This is a genomic window from Kitasatospora sp. NPDC048286, from assembly GCF_043201735.1.
Classification (GTDB): Bacteria; Actinomycetota; Actinomycetes; order Streptomycetales; family Streptomycetaceae; genus Kitasatospora.
This window is the reverse complement of the sequence record NZ_JBICZE010000013.1, coordinates 50,768-64,467: the sequence shown is the minus strand read 5'-3', so window position 1 is coordinate 64,467 and position 13,700 is coordinate 50,768. Positions and strand designations below refer to the sequence as shown.

The following is a 13,700-nucleotide window of genomic DNA, read 5'->3' as shown; positions in this document are numbered from 1 at the left end:
AGGCACCACCGCCGAGGAGCACCCCCAGCGACCGCCCAGCGCCGAACACCGGCGCGTGCGCGCCCGCGTCGAGCACCTTCGCAGCGCCCGCAGGACGCCCGTCCCGGGGCTGTCCGGCCGGTCGCGGCCGGACAGCCCGGTGTCGTTGACCCGATCCACGGGTCGGTCGGGCCGACGTGCTCGAACAGCGGCTTTCGGGCGCGCTGTTACGCCGTTCCGGCGCAGTTGGTGAACGTCGGCCGGGTGCGGGCGCTGTAGATGCTCGCGCCGCCGTTGGCGTCGTACTTGAGGGGCACGGTGATGGTGTCGTCGGCGGTCCACGGGAAGCCCTGGGCGTCGAACGTCCAGGTTCCGGTGGCCTTGGTGGCCAGTTCGGACAGCGTGACCCACCCGTACTGGCGCGGGGACACGCTCACGGTCAGCTTGTTGCCCATTTCCTGCTTGAGGTCCACCGTGGTCGCACCGTTGACCTCGGCGGTGACTTCGAGCTGGAGCTTGGCGAGACCGATGTCGCCACCGACGCTCAGGCTTCCCCCCAGCTTGAAGCCGATGGTGTTGGTCCACCCCGTGGTGGTGGTCAGCGAGAACTCCCACGGGATCGTGGTGGAGGTGTCGTTGAACCAGATCGGGGAGACGCACGCCTCTGGCAGCGTGAACGGCGGTGTCTGGCTGGTCGTGGACCACGAGCAGGTCGAGGTGTCCTTGTTGCACCGGGCGGCCGCGTAGTCCACGGCGGTGTTCCACGCCGTCTGGTAGACCTCGGTGGGCAGTGTCCACTGCTGGTACGGCGTGTTGTCGCAGCGGTACGTGTACACCCAGTTGTCGGTGCCGGGAGGTATCTGGACGGTCAGGCAGGAGTTGTCGCCGACCTGGCGGATCCTGAACGCCTTCTGTGCCGATCCGCCGACCGGTTGGAAGTACCACTGTTCGGACGCGCGTCCGTCACAGGGCTGTTGCCGCAGTTGGTAGCGGGCGGTGGTCAGGTCCATGCACTTGCCGGTGGTGGTGTTCACGATGGCGAAGCCCGAGCCGAGGCTGGTGCCCGTGTTGATCCGCCACGTCGTGGCGGACCCCGGCGCCGGGTTGACGGAGATGGGCGCGTTGTCGTCGTAGCTGCCGTTCTGGACGTCCAGCAGTCTTCCGTTGCTGACGTTGGTGAACGTCGGCTGGATCAGTGCGGTGACCGACGCGCCGCTCTCCTCGCGTGCGGCGGCAGGGGACACCATGATCCCCACCGCCGCGCACAACACCGCTGCGATGACGGTGGCCCTCCTCCAGAAGGTCCGTCTCGGCCTTGATGGTTCGGTTGTCACCGGTGCGTTCCTTTCGTAGCGCCTGTATCACGTGAAAGGCCGTCCGACTCGAAGTCACGATCGAGGGGAGTCGGGCACTCTTCGCCGTGACCTGCCGGGTCCTTACGGCCTGCGCCCCGGAGAATTGACCTTGTTCGAAAGGTTGTCCTTGCCTCCGAGTTCGACGATGAGAGAGGCTTCCGCCTTCTCGCGATCTGCTTTGCCACCCGGCACGTGGACGAGCAGGACGTCGTCCCCCTTATCCGTCCTGCCGTTTCTGGCGTGCTCGTCCAGTCGACGGTCGAAGTTGTTGGTCTGTCCCACGTACGTTCGCCCTTGCGGGTCCGCCCTGTCCTTGAACGCGTAGACGCCCCCTTGCGGCAGGCTGCAACTGTTGTTGTGCACCAGGACGGGGGTGGGCCCTGTCAGTACGTAGTAGGTGTGGACGTGGCCGATGGTGAGGTTGTAGACGGTCTGGCCGTCGACGTCACCGCGATCGTGAACGCTGGTGACGGTCACGACGTCGACGCGGCCTCCGCTGCGGATGCGGTCGCCGAGTCTCAGGTCCCCTGCGTCGGTCCAGCCCGGGCCGTCCACCCAGAAGGGGTGGTTGGCGGTCGCGGTGATCGTGGTCCCGGGGGTCCGGGCGTCGAGACCGATCTCGATGAGGTGTTTCGTGCCGTGGCCGACGATGACGTCTGTGACGGGTTCGTCCAGGGTTGCGCCGGTGCTGGGGTCGGTGGCTTGGACGCGGTCGCCGACCTGGATGACGCTGATGGGTTCGGTCGAGCCGTCGGCCATCACCACCGGGGTCTCCGTGGAGAAGGAGTTGCACTTCTCCGCGGCTTGCACGGCTTTGCCTACCGTCGAGGCTTCCTTTCCGGCGGTTCTGGCGAGAGTGCCGGCGAGCTTGCCACCGGGGATGGCACCGAGCGCGTCCATGGCGGCTTCTTTGTAGTGTCCTTGCGCCAGCTGCCCGGCCGCGGCTGCTCCGGAGGCGACCGTTCCGATCGGGCCTGGCACGTAGGCCACGACTTCCGCCGCTTTGGTGGCGGTGGAGACGACGGACTTCCAGCCGAAGGTACCGGCGAGGTCCAGGCCGTTGACCGGGTCCGGGTTGACGTAGTCGTAGTCGTTGGCCGATCCGCCCGCGACGGGGTCGACCTGGAGGAAGCGGCCGAGTACCGGCAGGTAGACGCGGGCGCCCATCTCGATGGCCTGATGGTCGGCCAGGTGTTCCACCGGCCGTTCGTGCCGGCCCAGCCATCCGAAGTCCATCCCGCCGGCGGCGGTGGCGGGGATCGGGACGTCGGTGATGGAGCCGGTGGCGGGGTCGATGTTCTGGCCGTAGGGGTCGTAGAGGCGGATGTCACCGGTGCGGGTGGCGGCCCCGTCCGCGGTGAACAGCACGTCGCCGTGGATGTTGGGGTAGGACCAGTTGGTGCTGGCGCTCTGGTCGTAGTTCTTGGTCAGCAGCACGCCGCCGGGCAGTGCCACGATCCGCTGGAGCAGTCCGCCGTCCTTGCTGAGGATGAGGTCCGCGTCGTCGTGCTTGGAGCTGTAGGAGTAGCGGGTGGTCCCGTTCTTCGACACGTCCGTGGCGCCGGTGACCGTGCGGGCGGTCAGCCTGTCGGCCGGGTCCCGGGTGTACGAGATCGTGGTCCCGGACGCGGTCGTGGTCTGGACGTGCCGTTTGGCGGCGTCGTAACCCAGGGTGTCGCCCCCGGCTTTGACCGTGTCGCCGAGGTTGTCGTAGCCGAGTGACAGTGCGGTGCCGCCGCTGGTGGACGTCAGCCGGTCGGCACCGTCGTAGCAGTAGCTGGTGGCGACCGCCGGGGCACCGTCGAGGCTGTCGGTGGACGCGGTGCGATTGGTGTTCAGCCCGGCGGCCTTCGCTGTCCCGCAGCCGTCGGTCGGGTCGAACCGGTAGGTGAGCCGGTGGTGCGGGACGCTCGCCGCGACGAGCCGGCCCACCGTGTCATAGGTGTAGGCGTAGGTCGCGACGGACTTCCCGTCCGCGGTCACCACGTCGTCGGTGACACGGTTGTCACGGGACCGGGTGACCGTGTCGACGACCGTGGACGCGGCGGTCTTCCACGTCAACGCCGTTGCTTTGCCCGTGCTGTTGCGCGTCAGCGAGTCCAGGCGGGATCCGTTGCCGTAGGCGACGCCGACCAGTTCGGTGGCGGCGTCATAGGCGGGCGTGGCGACGGTGGCCCCGTCCACCTTGACGTTGGTCAACTGGTTGGCGTCGTTCCAGGCGTACGCCACGGTGCTGGACACGCCCTTGACGGTGGTGGTGTCGCGGACCAGCCGCCCGACCTGGTCGTACGTGGAGGTCGAGGTGACGCCGTTGGCGTCGGTGTAGCGGACCTCCTGGCCGAGTAGGTCGATCCCCGTGGTGATCGACCCGTTCTCGTCGGTCGTCTTCGAGACCAGCGGATCACCGCCGACCGCCCAGTCCGTGATGACCGTACGACCCGGCTTGCCCCCGTAGGCGGGAACGCTCTTCTTGACCACCCGTCCACGTGCGTCGTAGCTGTTACAGGCCCACGGCTCGTCGTTGACGCGCTGGGCCACCACGCGGCCTGCCTCGTCGTACACCGTCTCGCCGGTGAGGGTTGGCCCGTTGCCTGGTTTGGTTGCGGTGGTGGTCTTGGCCATGCCGCCCTGGTTGGCGGCCGTCGCGCTCGGATCACAGGGGTTGGCACGGGTCTCGGAGTCGCCGTAGTAGACGGTCGTGGTGCGCTTGTCGGGGTCGGTGATGTCGCCGGCGGGCATGGCCGAGGCGAGTTTGCGCAGATAGCTCTCGCCGGGTCGACCCACAGACGAACGCCGTCGACCGCGGTGAACCCGAGGCCGTAGTCCCCGGTCGCGGGGAACCGGACCTCGCCGGTGAACCGGCCCGACCAGCCACCGGTGTTGGCCACCGGCGGGCTCGCTCCCCACGGCCGGGCCAGCGATCCGTCAGCGGCGCCGACCCCGGTGGCGAAGACCTTCGGAACACCCGACAGCTCCGGGTTGTCGTAGAAGGCGGCCGACAGCCCCGTCAGCCCCTCGTCGTAGGTGGTGTGGCTGTGCGGCATCTTCGCCGCACACGCGGCCGTCGGGGTCGGTCCGCTGAAGCAGGACGCCGGTGCGGGCCCGTACTTGTCGACCGGGCGGTCGGCGTGGTCGTACACCGTGGTGGAGCGTCGGCCGGCACTGTCGACCGCGGCGGTGGCCTGGTCCTTGGCGTTCCACTCCGCGGAGATGCTCGCCCCGGTGAAGTCGGTGGTGACCAGGGCGCGGCCGGCGTCGTCGTAGGTCACGGTGCGCGAACGGGTCGAGTCGTACACCCCGGCCAGCGCCACGGTGGCCTGCTTCCGGTCGAGATAGTACTGGTAGAAGTGCTCGGCCCGCAGCCCGCTCGACCGGCCGTCCGGGGCCGGTGCCAGCACCTGAACCGCGCGCAGGGCGGACGGTTCCTGGGGCTGTTCGACCACGGAGTCGTAGCCGATCACCGTGCAGGCGGCGGCGGTGTCACCGGTGTTGGTGCACCCGTTCGCCGCGGACGGGGCCTGGCGGGCCACCCAGTCGTAGGCCAGGCTGCCGCGGAGGGTGGCCAGCGGCCCGATGCTGTCCAGGGCCTTCTGCTTCTCCTCCTCGTTGTCGCCGGCCTGGTCGTAGCGCTCCTTGGCCGAGGCCCGGCCGACGTAGTCGAAGTCCTGCATGGCCGCGCCGGGATTCTCGATCCGGGCCAGGGTGCCCATCTGGTACCACAGCCGGGTCTCGCTGCCGTCCCAGTAGCGGATCCGGCACAGCATCTGCGCCGGGGCCGGGTCCGAGCCCGGCGGGCGGGGCACCCCGCCGTAACAGCTGTCGCCGCCGTCGGTGTTGTAGAACAGCTGGTGCGATCGGCCGGAGACCGGGTCCTTGATCCGGGTCAGCCGGGGCGGCGTCCCGCTGTAGACGTACTGCAGGGCCGCGGGCTTCGTGCCGTCCAGCACCGACTCCACGGCGGCCAGCGTGCCGTCGGGGTTGAACAGCGATACCGTGTCGCCCTCGGTGACCGAGATCCGGCCCGCGCTGTCGAAGGCGAGCACAACGTCCTCCCCGACCGGGGGCGTGTAGCCGCCCGTGGAGGCCTTGGCCCAGGTGTGCTTGCCGCCGGCGGCATCGGTGAGCACGACCGAGCCGTCCAGCATCTCGGCGTGGCTGTAGCCGCTGGACTGGGCCGACAGCGTCCACCCCGGCGGCAGCGACTCCGAGTCCGAGGAGAGCAGCCATTCCGTCGGCACGATCCGCGGTTCGAGGTTGTGGCTGCGCTGGTCGTCGGCGCCGATGCTGCTCTTGGCCCACAGCACCATGCGGGGGCGCTGGTCGGAGTGGTGGTACAACTCGACGCGGACGGGCACCAGCTGACCGGCTTTCAGCGCGACCTCCTGGGCCCTGTGCGGGCCGGGCAGCAGGAAGTCGTCGCCGGGATCGCCGGGGTCGGGGTTGTCGTAGACCAGCTTGTCACCCAGCCAGACCCGCGCACCGTCGGTGTGCGCGCCCGCGAACCGGAAGTCCCCGGTCACCGGGGCCTTGAACTGACCCTCCCAGCGCACGACGAACCAGTTCTTGTCCAGCGCGGGCGGCATCGGGTTGTCCCGCCACGGCAGGTTGTCCGGGTTGCCGGTCCACGCGATGCCCCAGTCCAGGTTGACCTGGGACTCGCCGCGCACCATCACCGGGATCGCGTCCGGGGTGCCCGCGTGCCGCGAGTCGTTGAAGTACGAGGCGCGCACGCCGTGCGGGGCGCCCTGCCGGGAGTTGTACGCGAGGTTCACCCCGGCCGATCCGCCGACGGTCTGGAACGCGGGCCCGGCGGCCTCGACGTGTGCGTTGCCGTTGAACAGGTTCACCGTCACCGGCCCCAGGTGGTCGGTCGGCGCCGGCCCCGGATCGCCCACCCGCTGGTTGACCGTGAAGTGCCCGACCCACTGCGGCGCCGTCGCCGTCGTCGCGCCGGGACCTTGGCCGGAATCCCCGCACCGTCGGGCCCGCCACCGAACGCTCCCCCAGCGGACCGGCCACCATCACCGCACCGCCCCTGTCAGGGACATGCCTGAGATCGCGCGCTCCGGCGCGTGGAAGCGAAGCCGCCCACCGACCGCCGCCGGCACCCCGACTTGGCTTGAACCGCACAGCGGTTGCGCCGCCTGACGCCGTTGCGCTCCGTGGTCCGGACGAAGGCGCCCACGACCTCGTGGTCCAAGGCGGCCGTCCGGCGGCTGTGGAACGCGGGGTGGAGACGGTGCTCCAGCGACGGGGCCGGGGTGTCAGGAGTACCAGGGTGTCCGGATCGGCGGCCGCCCCCTGGCGGGAACAGGGGCGGGCAGTAGGATCGGCGCGTTGTATCCCGTATACCGCTGGTAGGAGACTTTTCATGGCTCAGGTCACGCTGAAGGGCAACCCGGTACAGATCGGCGGCGCACTGCCCGCCACCGGCACCCAGGCACCCGCATTCACCCTCGTCGGCGAAGGACTCGCCGACGTGTCCCTGAAGGACTTCGCCGGCAAGCGCAAGGTCCTCAACATCTTCCCCAGCGTCGACACCCCGACCTGCGCGAACTCGGTGCGCGCGTTCAACGCCAAGGCCGGCTCGCTCGACAACACCGTCGTGCTCTGCGTCTCCGCCGACCTCCCCTTCGCGCAGGCCCGGTTCTGCGGCGCCGAAGGCCTCGACAACGTCAAGACCCTCTCCACCCTGCGCGCCCGCGACTTCCACGACACCTACGGCGTGGCCATCGTCGACGGCCCCCTCGCCGGCCTCACCGCCCGCGCCGTCGTCGTCCTCGACGAGAACGACACCGTCCTCCACACCGAGCTGGTCGCGGAGATCGCCGACGAGCCGAACTACGACGCCGCGCTCGCCGTCCTCAACTGACCCACCCGGCACCGTGATCGACGGTGCCCCCCTTTGCGTACCACGAAGGCCCGCCCCGCACCCCCGCACCCAGCCCCGCTCCGGGGGTGGAGCCAAGGACTGCGGGGCGGGCCTTCACACACCCGCCAGCCGGCCGGGGGCGCTCACCGCGCCAGCGCCCGCCCGGGGGCGAGGGCGAGTTCGGTGAAACGCTCCGCGATGAGCCGGTGCGCCCGCTGGGAAGGGTGGAGGCCGTCGGGCAGCGGGTGGGCGTCCTGGTCGGGCTCACCGAAGAGGGCGAGACCGTCCAGGTGGTGCAGGTGGTGGTCGCCCTCGGCTCTGCGGTCGGCGACGATACGAGCCAGTTCGGCACGGATGACGGTGAGGGTCAGCCGACCCGCCGCGACATCGGCGGGGTCGCCCGTGGCGCGGAAGCGCAGGGTGCCGCCGCTGAAGTCGGGGGCGAGCGGGCCCGGCACGGTTTCGTGGAGCGGGCACAGCAGCGGGGAGACGACCAGCAGCGGTGTGGTCGGGTGGCCGTCCCGGATGGTGTCCAGGAAGCCGTGGACGGCCGGGGTGAAGGCACGCAGGCGCATCACGTCGGCGTTCACCACGTTGATGCCGAGTTTGAGGCTGATCAGATCCGCCGGGGTGTCACGGATGGTGCGCGCGGTGAACGGGTCGAGCAGCGCGCCGCCGCCGAAGCCCAGGTTGACGAGGTCCAGACCCGCGCCGTTGGCCACCAGGGCAGGCCATGTGCCCGTCGGATGCTCGGCGTTGGAGCCATGGCTGATCGAACTGCCGTGGTGCACCCAGCGCTTGCGCGTGCCGGCCGGGAGCGGCTCGATCGGGGCGTCGGTTTCCAGCGCGATCAGCTCGGTGGTCTCCGTGTGCGGAAGCCAGATCTCGACGGTCTTGTCCCGCCCCGGCAGGCCGGTGAACCGGGCGCTGCCCGGCGGCCCTTCGGTCAGTTCGACGCGGCCGGTGGCGAGGTCGACGGTGCGCACGTTCCCGCCGGGGACACCGGCCTGCGCGGCCAGTCGGCCGTCCACCAGGAGGTCGTAGACGCCGTCCGGGACACCCGGATAGGCCCGCTTGGTGGGGACGGCGTGCAGGGTGACAGCGGTGGCACGGGTACGGAAGGCCAACCGCACACCGGAGGGCTGCGACTCGGCCATCGCGAGCTGCTCGTCCGGAATCCGCCGACGGGCACCGGCGGGCAGGCGGTGCGGCAACAGACCGCGGCGGGTGTGTTCGACATCGAGGTGGCCGCGGAGGAGGCCCTCGGTGACGGGGGTGGTGATCGTCGTCATGGTGCCACTCTCCGGTTCGTCCAGGCATACAGGTCGCGCAAGTTCCTTGGGACATACGGCCGGTGCGGGCGCACCCCGGGCCGCACGAGGAACGCATCAGCCGGCCGCACGGGCTCCGCCCGCGCGCAGCAGGGCGTCGAGGGAGTCGATGATCCACCCCCAGGACTGCCGAGGGTCGACGGGGGTGTGACCGAAGCCGCCGGCCGCCTCCAGGCTGATGTAGCCGTGGAAGACGCTGCCGAGCATCCGTACCGCGTGGGTCTGCTCCGGCTCCCCCAGGTCGTAGCCGCGCAGGACCGCCCTCGCCATCTGAGCGTGCCGGACACCCGCGCTGCCGGCGGCCGTCTCGGGGTCCAGACGTAGGCGGGTCGCGTCGTAGCGGCCGGGGTGGCGCGTCGCGTAGTCGCGGTAGGCGTCCGCGAAGGCGGCGAGGGCGTCGCGGCCCGCCCGGCCGGCGAGCGCGTCGGCGACGAGGTCCGCGAGCTCCTCCAGGGCGTACAGGGCGATCCGGGTCCTGAGATCCTGGGAGCTCTTGACGTGGGAGTAGAGGCTGGCGGTCCGGACGCCGAAGCCGCGGGCGACCGCGGCGACGGTCACCTGGTCGAAGCCGACCCGGTCGGCGAGTTCGGCGCCCGCGACGACCAGGCGGTCGACGGTCAGTCCTGCCCTGGCCATGTGCGTCCTCCCGTACCGTCACGTCATCGTTCTACGGACAGTATCGGATTACCTAAATACTTTAGGCAAACGGTGAAATGGCGAAGGGGCAAAGGGCCCGATCGACCCACCAGGAGCGATTGAGGTGGCTCGGCGCCGCCCTGATGCCGGATGATCGGCGCCTGGGATACGGCCCGAGAGACGGCGCCCGCGGCACGGCGACACCGACAGCGACATCGACATCGACAGCGAGAAGAGGGGCTCACGACGATGGAAACGGCGCGCACGCTCGTCCTGGTGGCGGCCACCGTCACCTGCGGACTGACCGCAGGACTGTTCTACGGCTACTCGTGCTCGGTCATGCCCGCGCTCGCGCGGGTCGACGACCGGACGTTCATCGAGGTCATGCAGCGCGTCAACAAGGCGATCCTGAACGGCTGGTTCGCCCTCGGCTTCGTCGGCGCCCTGCTCGCCACCGCGGCCGCGGTGGCCCTGCACCTGCCCTCGGACGGGCACGACGCACTGCCCGCGACCGTCGCCGCGCTGGTGCTGTACGTCGCGGTGATCGGCGTCACCCGCTCGGTCAACATCCCGCTGAACGACGAGCTCGAGGCCGCCGGGCCGGTCCAGCGGATCACCGACCCGGCCGCGGTGCGCAGCCGCTTCGAGGCGCGCTGGGTGCGCTTCAACGTGCTGCGCGCGCTGTTGTCGACCGGCGCCCTGGCCTGCCTCGCCTGGGCGCTCGTGCTCAACGGCCGGAGCTGACCGGGCTCACTGCCGCCCGCCGGGCTCAGCCGCAGAGGGTGGCGAAGCCGTACCCGCGCGCCTTGAGCGTGGAGATGATCTCCGGCAGGGCGGCCACCGTCTGGCTGCGGTCGCCGCCGCCGTCGTGCAGCAGGATCACCGAGCCGGGGCGGACGTTGCTCAGCACCCGCGACCTGATCGCGGCCGTGCCGGGGCGGGACCAGTCCGCCGGGTCCACCGACCAGAGCACGACCTGCTTGCCGAGCGCCGAGGCCTTCGAGCGCACCGTGCTGTTGACCGCGCCGTACGGCGGGCGCAGGCAGCTCGGGGTGCGGCCGGTCTGTGCCCGGATGGCCTTGTCGGTATTGGCCACCTGGGCGTTGAGCGCCGCGGCGGAGAGCTTGCGCAGGTCCGGGTGCGACCAGGAGTGGTTCTGCACGCTGTGGCCCTGCCTGGCGACCTGCGCGGTCACCGAGGGGTGGGCGGCGACGTTCTGCCCGATCTCGAAGAAGGTCGCGCGCACCCCGTACCGGGCGAGCGTCGCCAGGACCTTGGGCGTGTACGCCGGGCTGGGGCCGTCGTCGAAGGTCAGGTAGACCACCTTGCCGCCCTTGGTGCCGGCCGCCTCCGCGTCCGCGACGGGCAGGGCCACCGCGGCTCCCGCCGCCAGGGCGACGACGAGGGCGCCGATCACGGTCCGGAGCCTGCCGACTGCCTTGCGCCTGCCGGGTCGTACGGACATGCCTGCCCCCTGGGGTCGGAACTCCCGTGCCTCGGCCAGTCTGCTCCCGGCGGGCCGTCCGCCGCGAGCCCTCGTCGGTCGCCGGCGAACGGAATCGGCCAGTCGTACGGCGGGGGCCGGGGGCAGGCCCCGCCGGACCGGGGTCGCGGAACCATCCGGCGAATCGGAACGGTGTGGCGAACAACGGTACGGGGAGGCTATGCTCCCCCGCGATGACCACTCACGCTGTCCACAGAATGGGGGTCCCGTCCGCGAAGAGTGAGTGCTGATGCCCACTCACCCCGCGCACGGGAACGACTCCCGCCTCTCCTTCTGGCGGCGCGTACGCGAGTACGCCGTGCCGCCCTCCATGATCGAAACCGCCACCGCCCGCCGCCTGGTCGGCGACTGGGCCGGGGCCTGCGCCGCCGCCAACGTCGAGGTCGACTTCCGCCTGCGGGACGTCGCCCGCGTCCACGGGCGGGAGCTCGCCGACCGAATACGGGCCGATCTCCGCTGCCTGGCACCGGATTTGCTGCGCTGGCACCTACCGAGGTCCGCTCCCGACGGGCTGCTGCGGCCCGGGCTCACCGTGCCGCTGGCCCGCTACCCCGGCGAGCCGCCGGTCTTCCTCGTGGTTCGCACGCCGCCCGCCTGGGCGGAGTACGGGCAGCGGGTCAGCCTGGCGCTCTGGGACGGGCTCGGTGACGACGGCCGGTCGCCGCACCCGCGTCCGCGTCCCGGCCGACGGTTCCGCTACGACCTGCACCGGCACCTCTGGGACGCCGGGCGCAGCACGGAGCTGGCCGTCCGGTCCGGAACCGGAGATCCACCAACCAACGGGCCCGCTACGGAACTTGCCGATCCGTCCCGACGCTGGGCGGCCGACCGCTGGGCTGCCGAGGCCGAGTTGCTGCTACGCGCGGACGGGCTGCCGCCCGGGCCCGTGGTGGTGCGGCTCGGACGTCGTCGGCGGCTTCTGCTCGGACCGGACGGGTCAACGGCGGAGGCCCTCGGCAACGTCTCGGGGCTGCCGCTGCTGCCCGATGCCGCGACCTGGGTGCCGCCCGACCTCGACCTGCTCCGCAGCGGGGCGATCGAGGCCGAGCGGCTGCACCCCCTGGTGGCGGCCGCGCTGGCGCCCGGGCAGGCACCCCTGACGCGGGCGGCGACAGGGCCCGAGCCCCACCGGCTGGTGGACTGCCGAGGGGCGCTGCACCGGATCGGGCTGGTCGACGGGGCGCTCGTCCCGCTCGACCACGAGCCGGCCGAGCTGCGCCGCGAGGAGCTGCTGGCCGCCCTGTCCGGCACCCCGCTGCCCTGTCTGCGGGCGATCGACCTCACGCACCGCCGACCTGCCCAACTGACCGGTGTGCGTGAGCGGTTGGACCACGGCGACACCTCCGGGGCGCTGGCCGTGGTCGAGGCCCTGCTCGGACCGGAGGCGGTGCTGCGCGACGGACCGCTGCGTGACGAGCTGGCGGCGGCGGCCGAGCGGCGAATCGCCTACGGCCTCTACCGGGCGGGTCTGACCGGGGCCGCTGTCCTCAACTACCCGTTGCCACGCGTGCGCCACAGCACGCGCCCGGGCAGCCCGGCCTTCCGCCCGCGCCACGCCTCGTTCCGGGCCCGCCCGCGTCTGGCCTCGCTCCGCTGAAGCCGACGACGCCGGCACCGAACACCAACACCGAACACCGGTACCGACGCTGACGCCGAAGCCGAAGCCGACGCTGACCGCCGAGCTCCGAACACCCTTCCGCACCAGACACCTTGAGGTGATCACCCATGCCCGTCCGCACTCCCGAAGCCGCCCGCCTCGACGTCGCCCGGCAGCTGCTCGACCTGCTGGCCGACACCACCACCGAACCGCGCGCCGACACCCAGCTGGAGGCGCTCACCCTGGCCGTAGCCGCCGACCTGCCCGTGCTGCTCTGGGGCGAGCCCGGCATCGGCAAGACCGCCGCGCTCAACCAGCTCGCCGAGGCCCTCGAACTGCCGCTGACCACGGTGATCGCCAGCGTCCACGAGCCCTCCGACTTCTCCGGCCTGCCCATCGTCGGCGACGACCCGGCGCAGCAGGGCGTCCCGATGGCCCCGCCGGACTGGGCGGTCAGGCTGGTGCGGGCCGGGCACGGGCTGCTGTTCCTGGACGAGCTGTCCACCGCGCCGCCCGCCGTCCAGGCCGCACTGCTCCGGCTGGTCCTGGAGCGGCGCATCGGCACGCTCAAACTCCCGCCCGGCGTACGGATCGTGGCCGCCGCCAACCCGCGCTCCTCGGCGGCCGACGGCTGGGAGCTGAGTCCGCCGCTGGCCAACCGCTTCGTCCACCTCCAGTGGGCGCACGACCACGAGGTGGTGGTGCGCGGCCTCGGCGGCGTCTGGCCGGTGGCCACCCTGCCCCGGCTCGACCCGCAGGCGCTGCCGGCCGCCGTCGCACTGGCCCGGCGCGCGGTGTGCGGGCTGCTGGCGGCCCGCCCCGAGCTGGTGCACCGGCTGCCCACCACCGAGACCCGGCGCGGCGGCGCCTGGCCTTCCCCGCGCAGCTGGGACATGACGCTGCGGCTGATCGCCTTCGCGACCGCGGCCGGGTCCTCCCGGGAGGTGCTGTCGCTGCTGGTGCGCGGCGCCGTCGGGGACGGCCCGGGGCTGGAGCTGATGGCGTACACGGACCGGATGGACCTGCCGGATCCGGAGGACCTGCTCGCCGACCCGGCCGGCGCGGTGCTGCCCGAACGCGGGGACCTGCGCCAGGCGGTGCTGGACGGGGTGGTCGCGGCGGTCCGCAACCGGCCGGACCGGGCGCGCTGGGACGCGGCCTGGGCGCTGTTGGTCCGGGCCCTGGAGACGGGCGCGCCGGACCTGCTGGTCGTCCCGGCGACCACGCTGGCCTCGCTGCGCCGGGAGGACTGGGACGTGCCGGCGGCGATCGAGCGGCTCACCCCGGCGCTCGCGGTCTCCCGCCGGGCCGACCTCGTCGGCAGCGGGCAGGCGCGGGCGGCGGGGCGATGAGCGGCACGGCAGGCGACGGGGCGATGAGCCGCACGGCGAGCGGCGGACCGACGAGCCGCACGGCGGGCGGCGGG

The 13,700-nt window shown here is 71.9% G+C and carries 9 protein-coding genes and 1 pseudogene; 4 read left to right on the top strand and 6 right to left on the bottom strand.

The genetic code is table 11. From position 1 onward, the window contains the following. Positions 1-206 precede the first annotated feature (206 nt). The 3 genes and pseudogenes from ACGF13_RS28640 to ACGF13_RS28630 all read right to left on the bottom strand — a co-directional run. A complete protein-coding gene (locus ACGF13_RS28640; protein WP_392880418.1) occupies positions 207-1,226 on the bottom strand; it encodes an RICIN domain-containing protein in 1,020 nt (339 codons plus the stop codon). Between the two features lie 189 nt (positions 1,227-1,415). Beyond that, a complete protein-coding gene (locus ACGF13_RS28635) occupies positions 1,416-4,118 on the bottom strand; it encodes a polymorphic toxin-type HINT domain-containing protein (RefSeq protein WP_392880416.1) in 2,703 nt (900 codons plus the stop codon). 35 nt (positions 4,119-4,153) lie between these two features. Further along, positions 4,154-6,064, bottom strand: a pseudogene (locus ACGF13_RS28630) (PA14 domain-containing protein); the annotation flags it as partial. A gap of 641 nt (positions 6,065-6,705) precedes the next feature. Here ACGF13_RS28630 and tpx point away from each other — a divergent pair. Then, on the top strand, positions 6,706-7,206 hold the full coding sequence (gene tpx / locus ACGF13_RS28625; protein ID WP_392880414.1) for a thiol peroxidase: 501 nt from the start codon (positions 6,706-6,708) through the stop codon (positions 7,204-7,206). Positions 7,207-7,349: 143 nt separating this feature from the next. Here tpx and ACGF13_RS28620 read toward each other — a convergent pair whose 3' ends face one another. Together ACGF13_RS28620 and ACGF13_RS28615 are read right to left on the bottom strand one after the other, a co-directional pair. Further along, complete coding sequence (locus ACGF13_RS28620) at positions 7,350-8,498, bottom strand: GDSL-type esterase/lipase family protein (RefSeq protein ID WP_392880411.1); 1,149 nt, start codon at positions 8,496-8,498, stop codon at positions 7,350-7,352. Positions 8,499-8,594: 96 nt separating this feature from the next. After that, positions 8,595-9,173 (bottom strand): TetR/AcrR family transcriptional regulator, encoded by a 579-nt coding sequence (locus ACGF13_RS28615; protein WP_392880408.1) that lies wholly within the window; start codon positions 9,171-9,173, stop codon positions 8,595-8,597. 249 nt (positions 9,174-9,422) lie between these two features. Here ACGF13_RS28615 and ACGF13_RS28610 point away from each other — a divergent pair, with 249 nt between their 5' ends. Next, the gene (locus ACGF13_RS28610) at positions 9,423-9,917 is read left to right on the top strand and encodes a DUF1772 domain-containing protein (RefSeq protein WP_392880405.1); all 495 of its coding nucleotides are present in this window, start codon (positions 9,423-9,425) and stop codon (positions 9,915-9,917) included. 25 nt (positions 9,918-9,942) lie between these two features. Here ACGF13_RS28610 and ACGF13_RS28605 read toward each other — a convergent pair whose 3' ends face one another. After that, the gene (locus tag ACGF13_RS28605) at positions 9,943-10,638 is read right to left on the bottom strand and encodes a polysaccharide deacetylase family protein (RefSeq protein ID WP_392880402.1); all 696 of its coding nucleotides are present in this window, start codon (positions 10,636-10,638) and stop codon (positions 9,943-9,945) included. A gap of 268 nt (positions 10,639-10,906) precedes the next feature. Here ACGF13_RS28605 and ACGF13_RS28600 point away from each other — a divergent pair, with 268 nt between their 5' ends. Together ACGF13_RS28600 and ACGF13_RS28595 are read left to right on the top strand one after the other, a co-directional pair. Then, the gene (locus tag ACGF13_RS28600) at positions 10,907-12,274 is read left to right on the top strand and encodes a hypothetical protein (RefSeq protein ID WP_392880400.1); all 1,368 of its coding nucleotides are present in this window, start codon (positions 10,907-10,909) and stop codon (positions 12,272-12,274) included. 128 nt (positions 12,275-12,402) lie between these two features. After that, positions 12,403-13,626: an AAA family ATPase gene (locus tag ACGF13_RS28595; RefSeq protein WP_392880398.1), complete on the top strand. Its 1,224-nt coding sequence runs from the start codon at positions 12,403-12,405 to the stop codon at positions 13,624-13,626. Positions 13,627-13,700: the final 74 nt, after the last annotated feature.

Excerpts from the sequence above, each read along its gene's own strand:
- ACGF13_RS28640 (WP_392880418.1), bottom strand. The coding sequence starts at position 1,226 with ATGGTGTCCCCTGCCGCCGCACGCGAGGAGAGCGGCGCGTCGGTCACC.
- tpx (WP_392880414.1), top strand. The coding sequence starts at position 6,706 with ATGGCTCAGGTCACGCTGAAGGGCAACCCGGTACAGATCGGCGGCGCA.
- ACGF13_RS28620 (WP_392880411.1), bottom strand. The coding sequence starts at position 8,498 with ATGACGACGATCACCACCCCCGTCACCGAGGGCCTCCTCCGCGGCCAC.
- ACGF13_RS28615 (WP_392880408.1), bottom strand. The coding sequence starts at position 9,173 with ATGGCCAGGGCAGGACTGACCGTCGACCGCCTGGTCGTCGCGGGCGCC.
- ACGF13_RS28610 (WP_392880405.1), top strand. The coding sequence starts at position 9,423 with ATGGAAACGGCGCGCACGCTCGTCCTGGTGGCGGCCACCGTCACCTGC.
- ACGF13_RS28605 (WP_392880402.1), bottom strand. The coding sequence starts at position 10,638 with ATGTCCGTACGACCCGGCAGGCGCAAGGCAGTCGGCAGGCTCCGGACC.
- ACGF13_RS28600 (WP_392880400.1), top strand. The coding sequence starts at position 10,907 with ATGCCCACTCACCCCGCGCACGGGAACGACTCCCGCCTCTCCTTCTGG.
- ACGF13_RS28595 (WP_392880398.1), top strand. The coding sequence starts at position 12,403 with ATGCCCGTCCGCACTCCCGAAGCCGCCCGCCTCGACGTCGCCCGGCAG.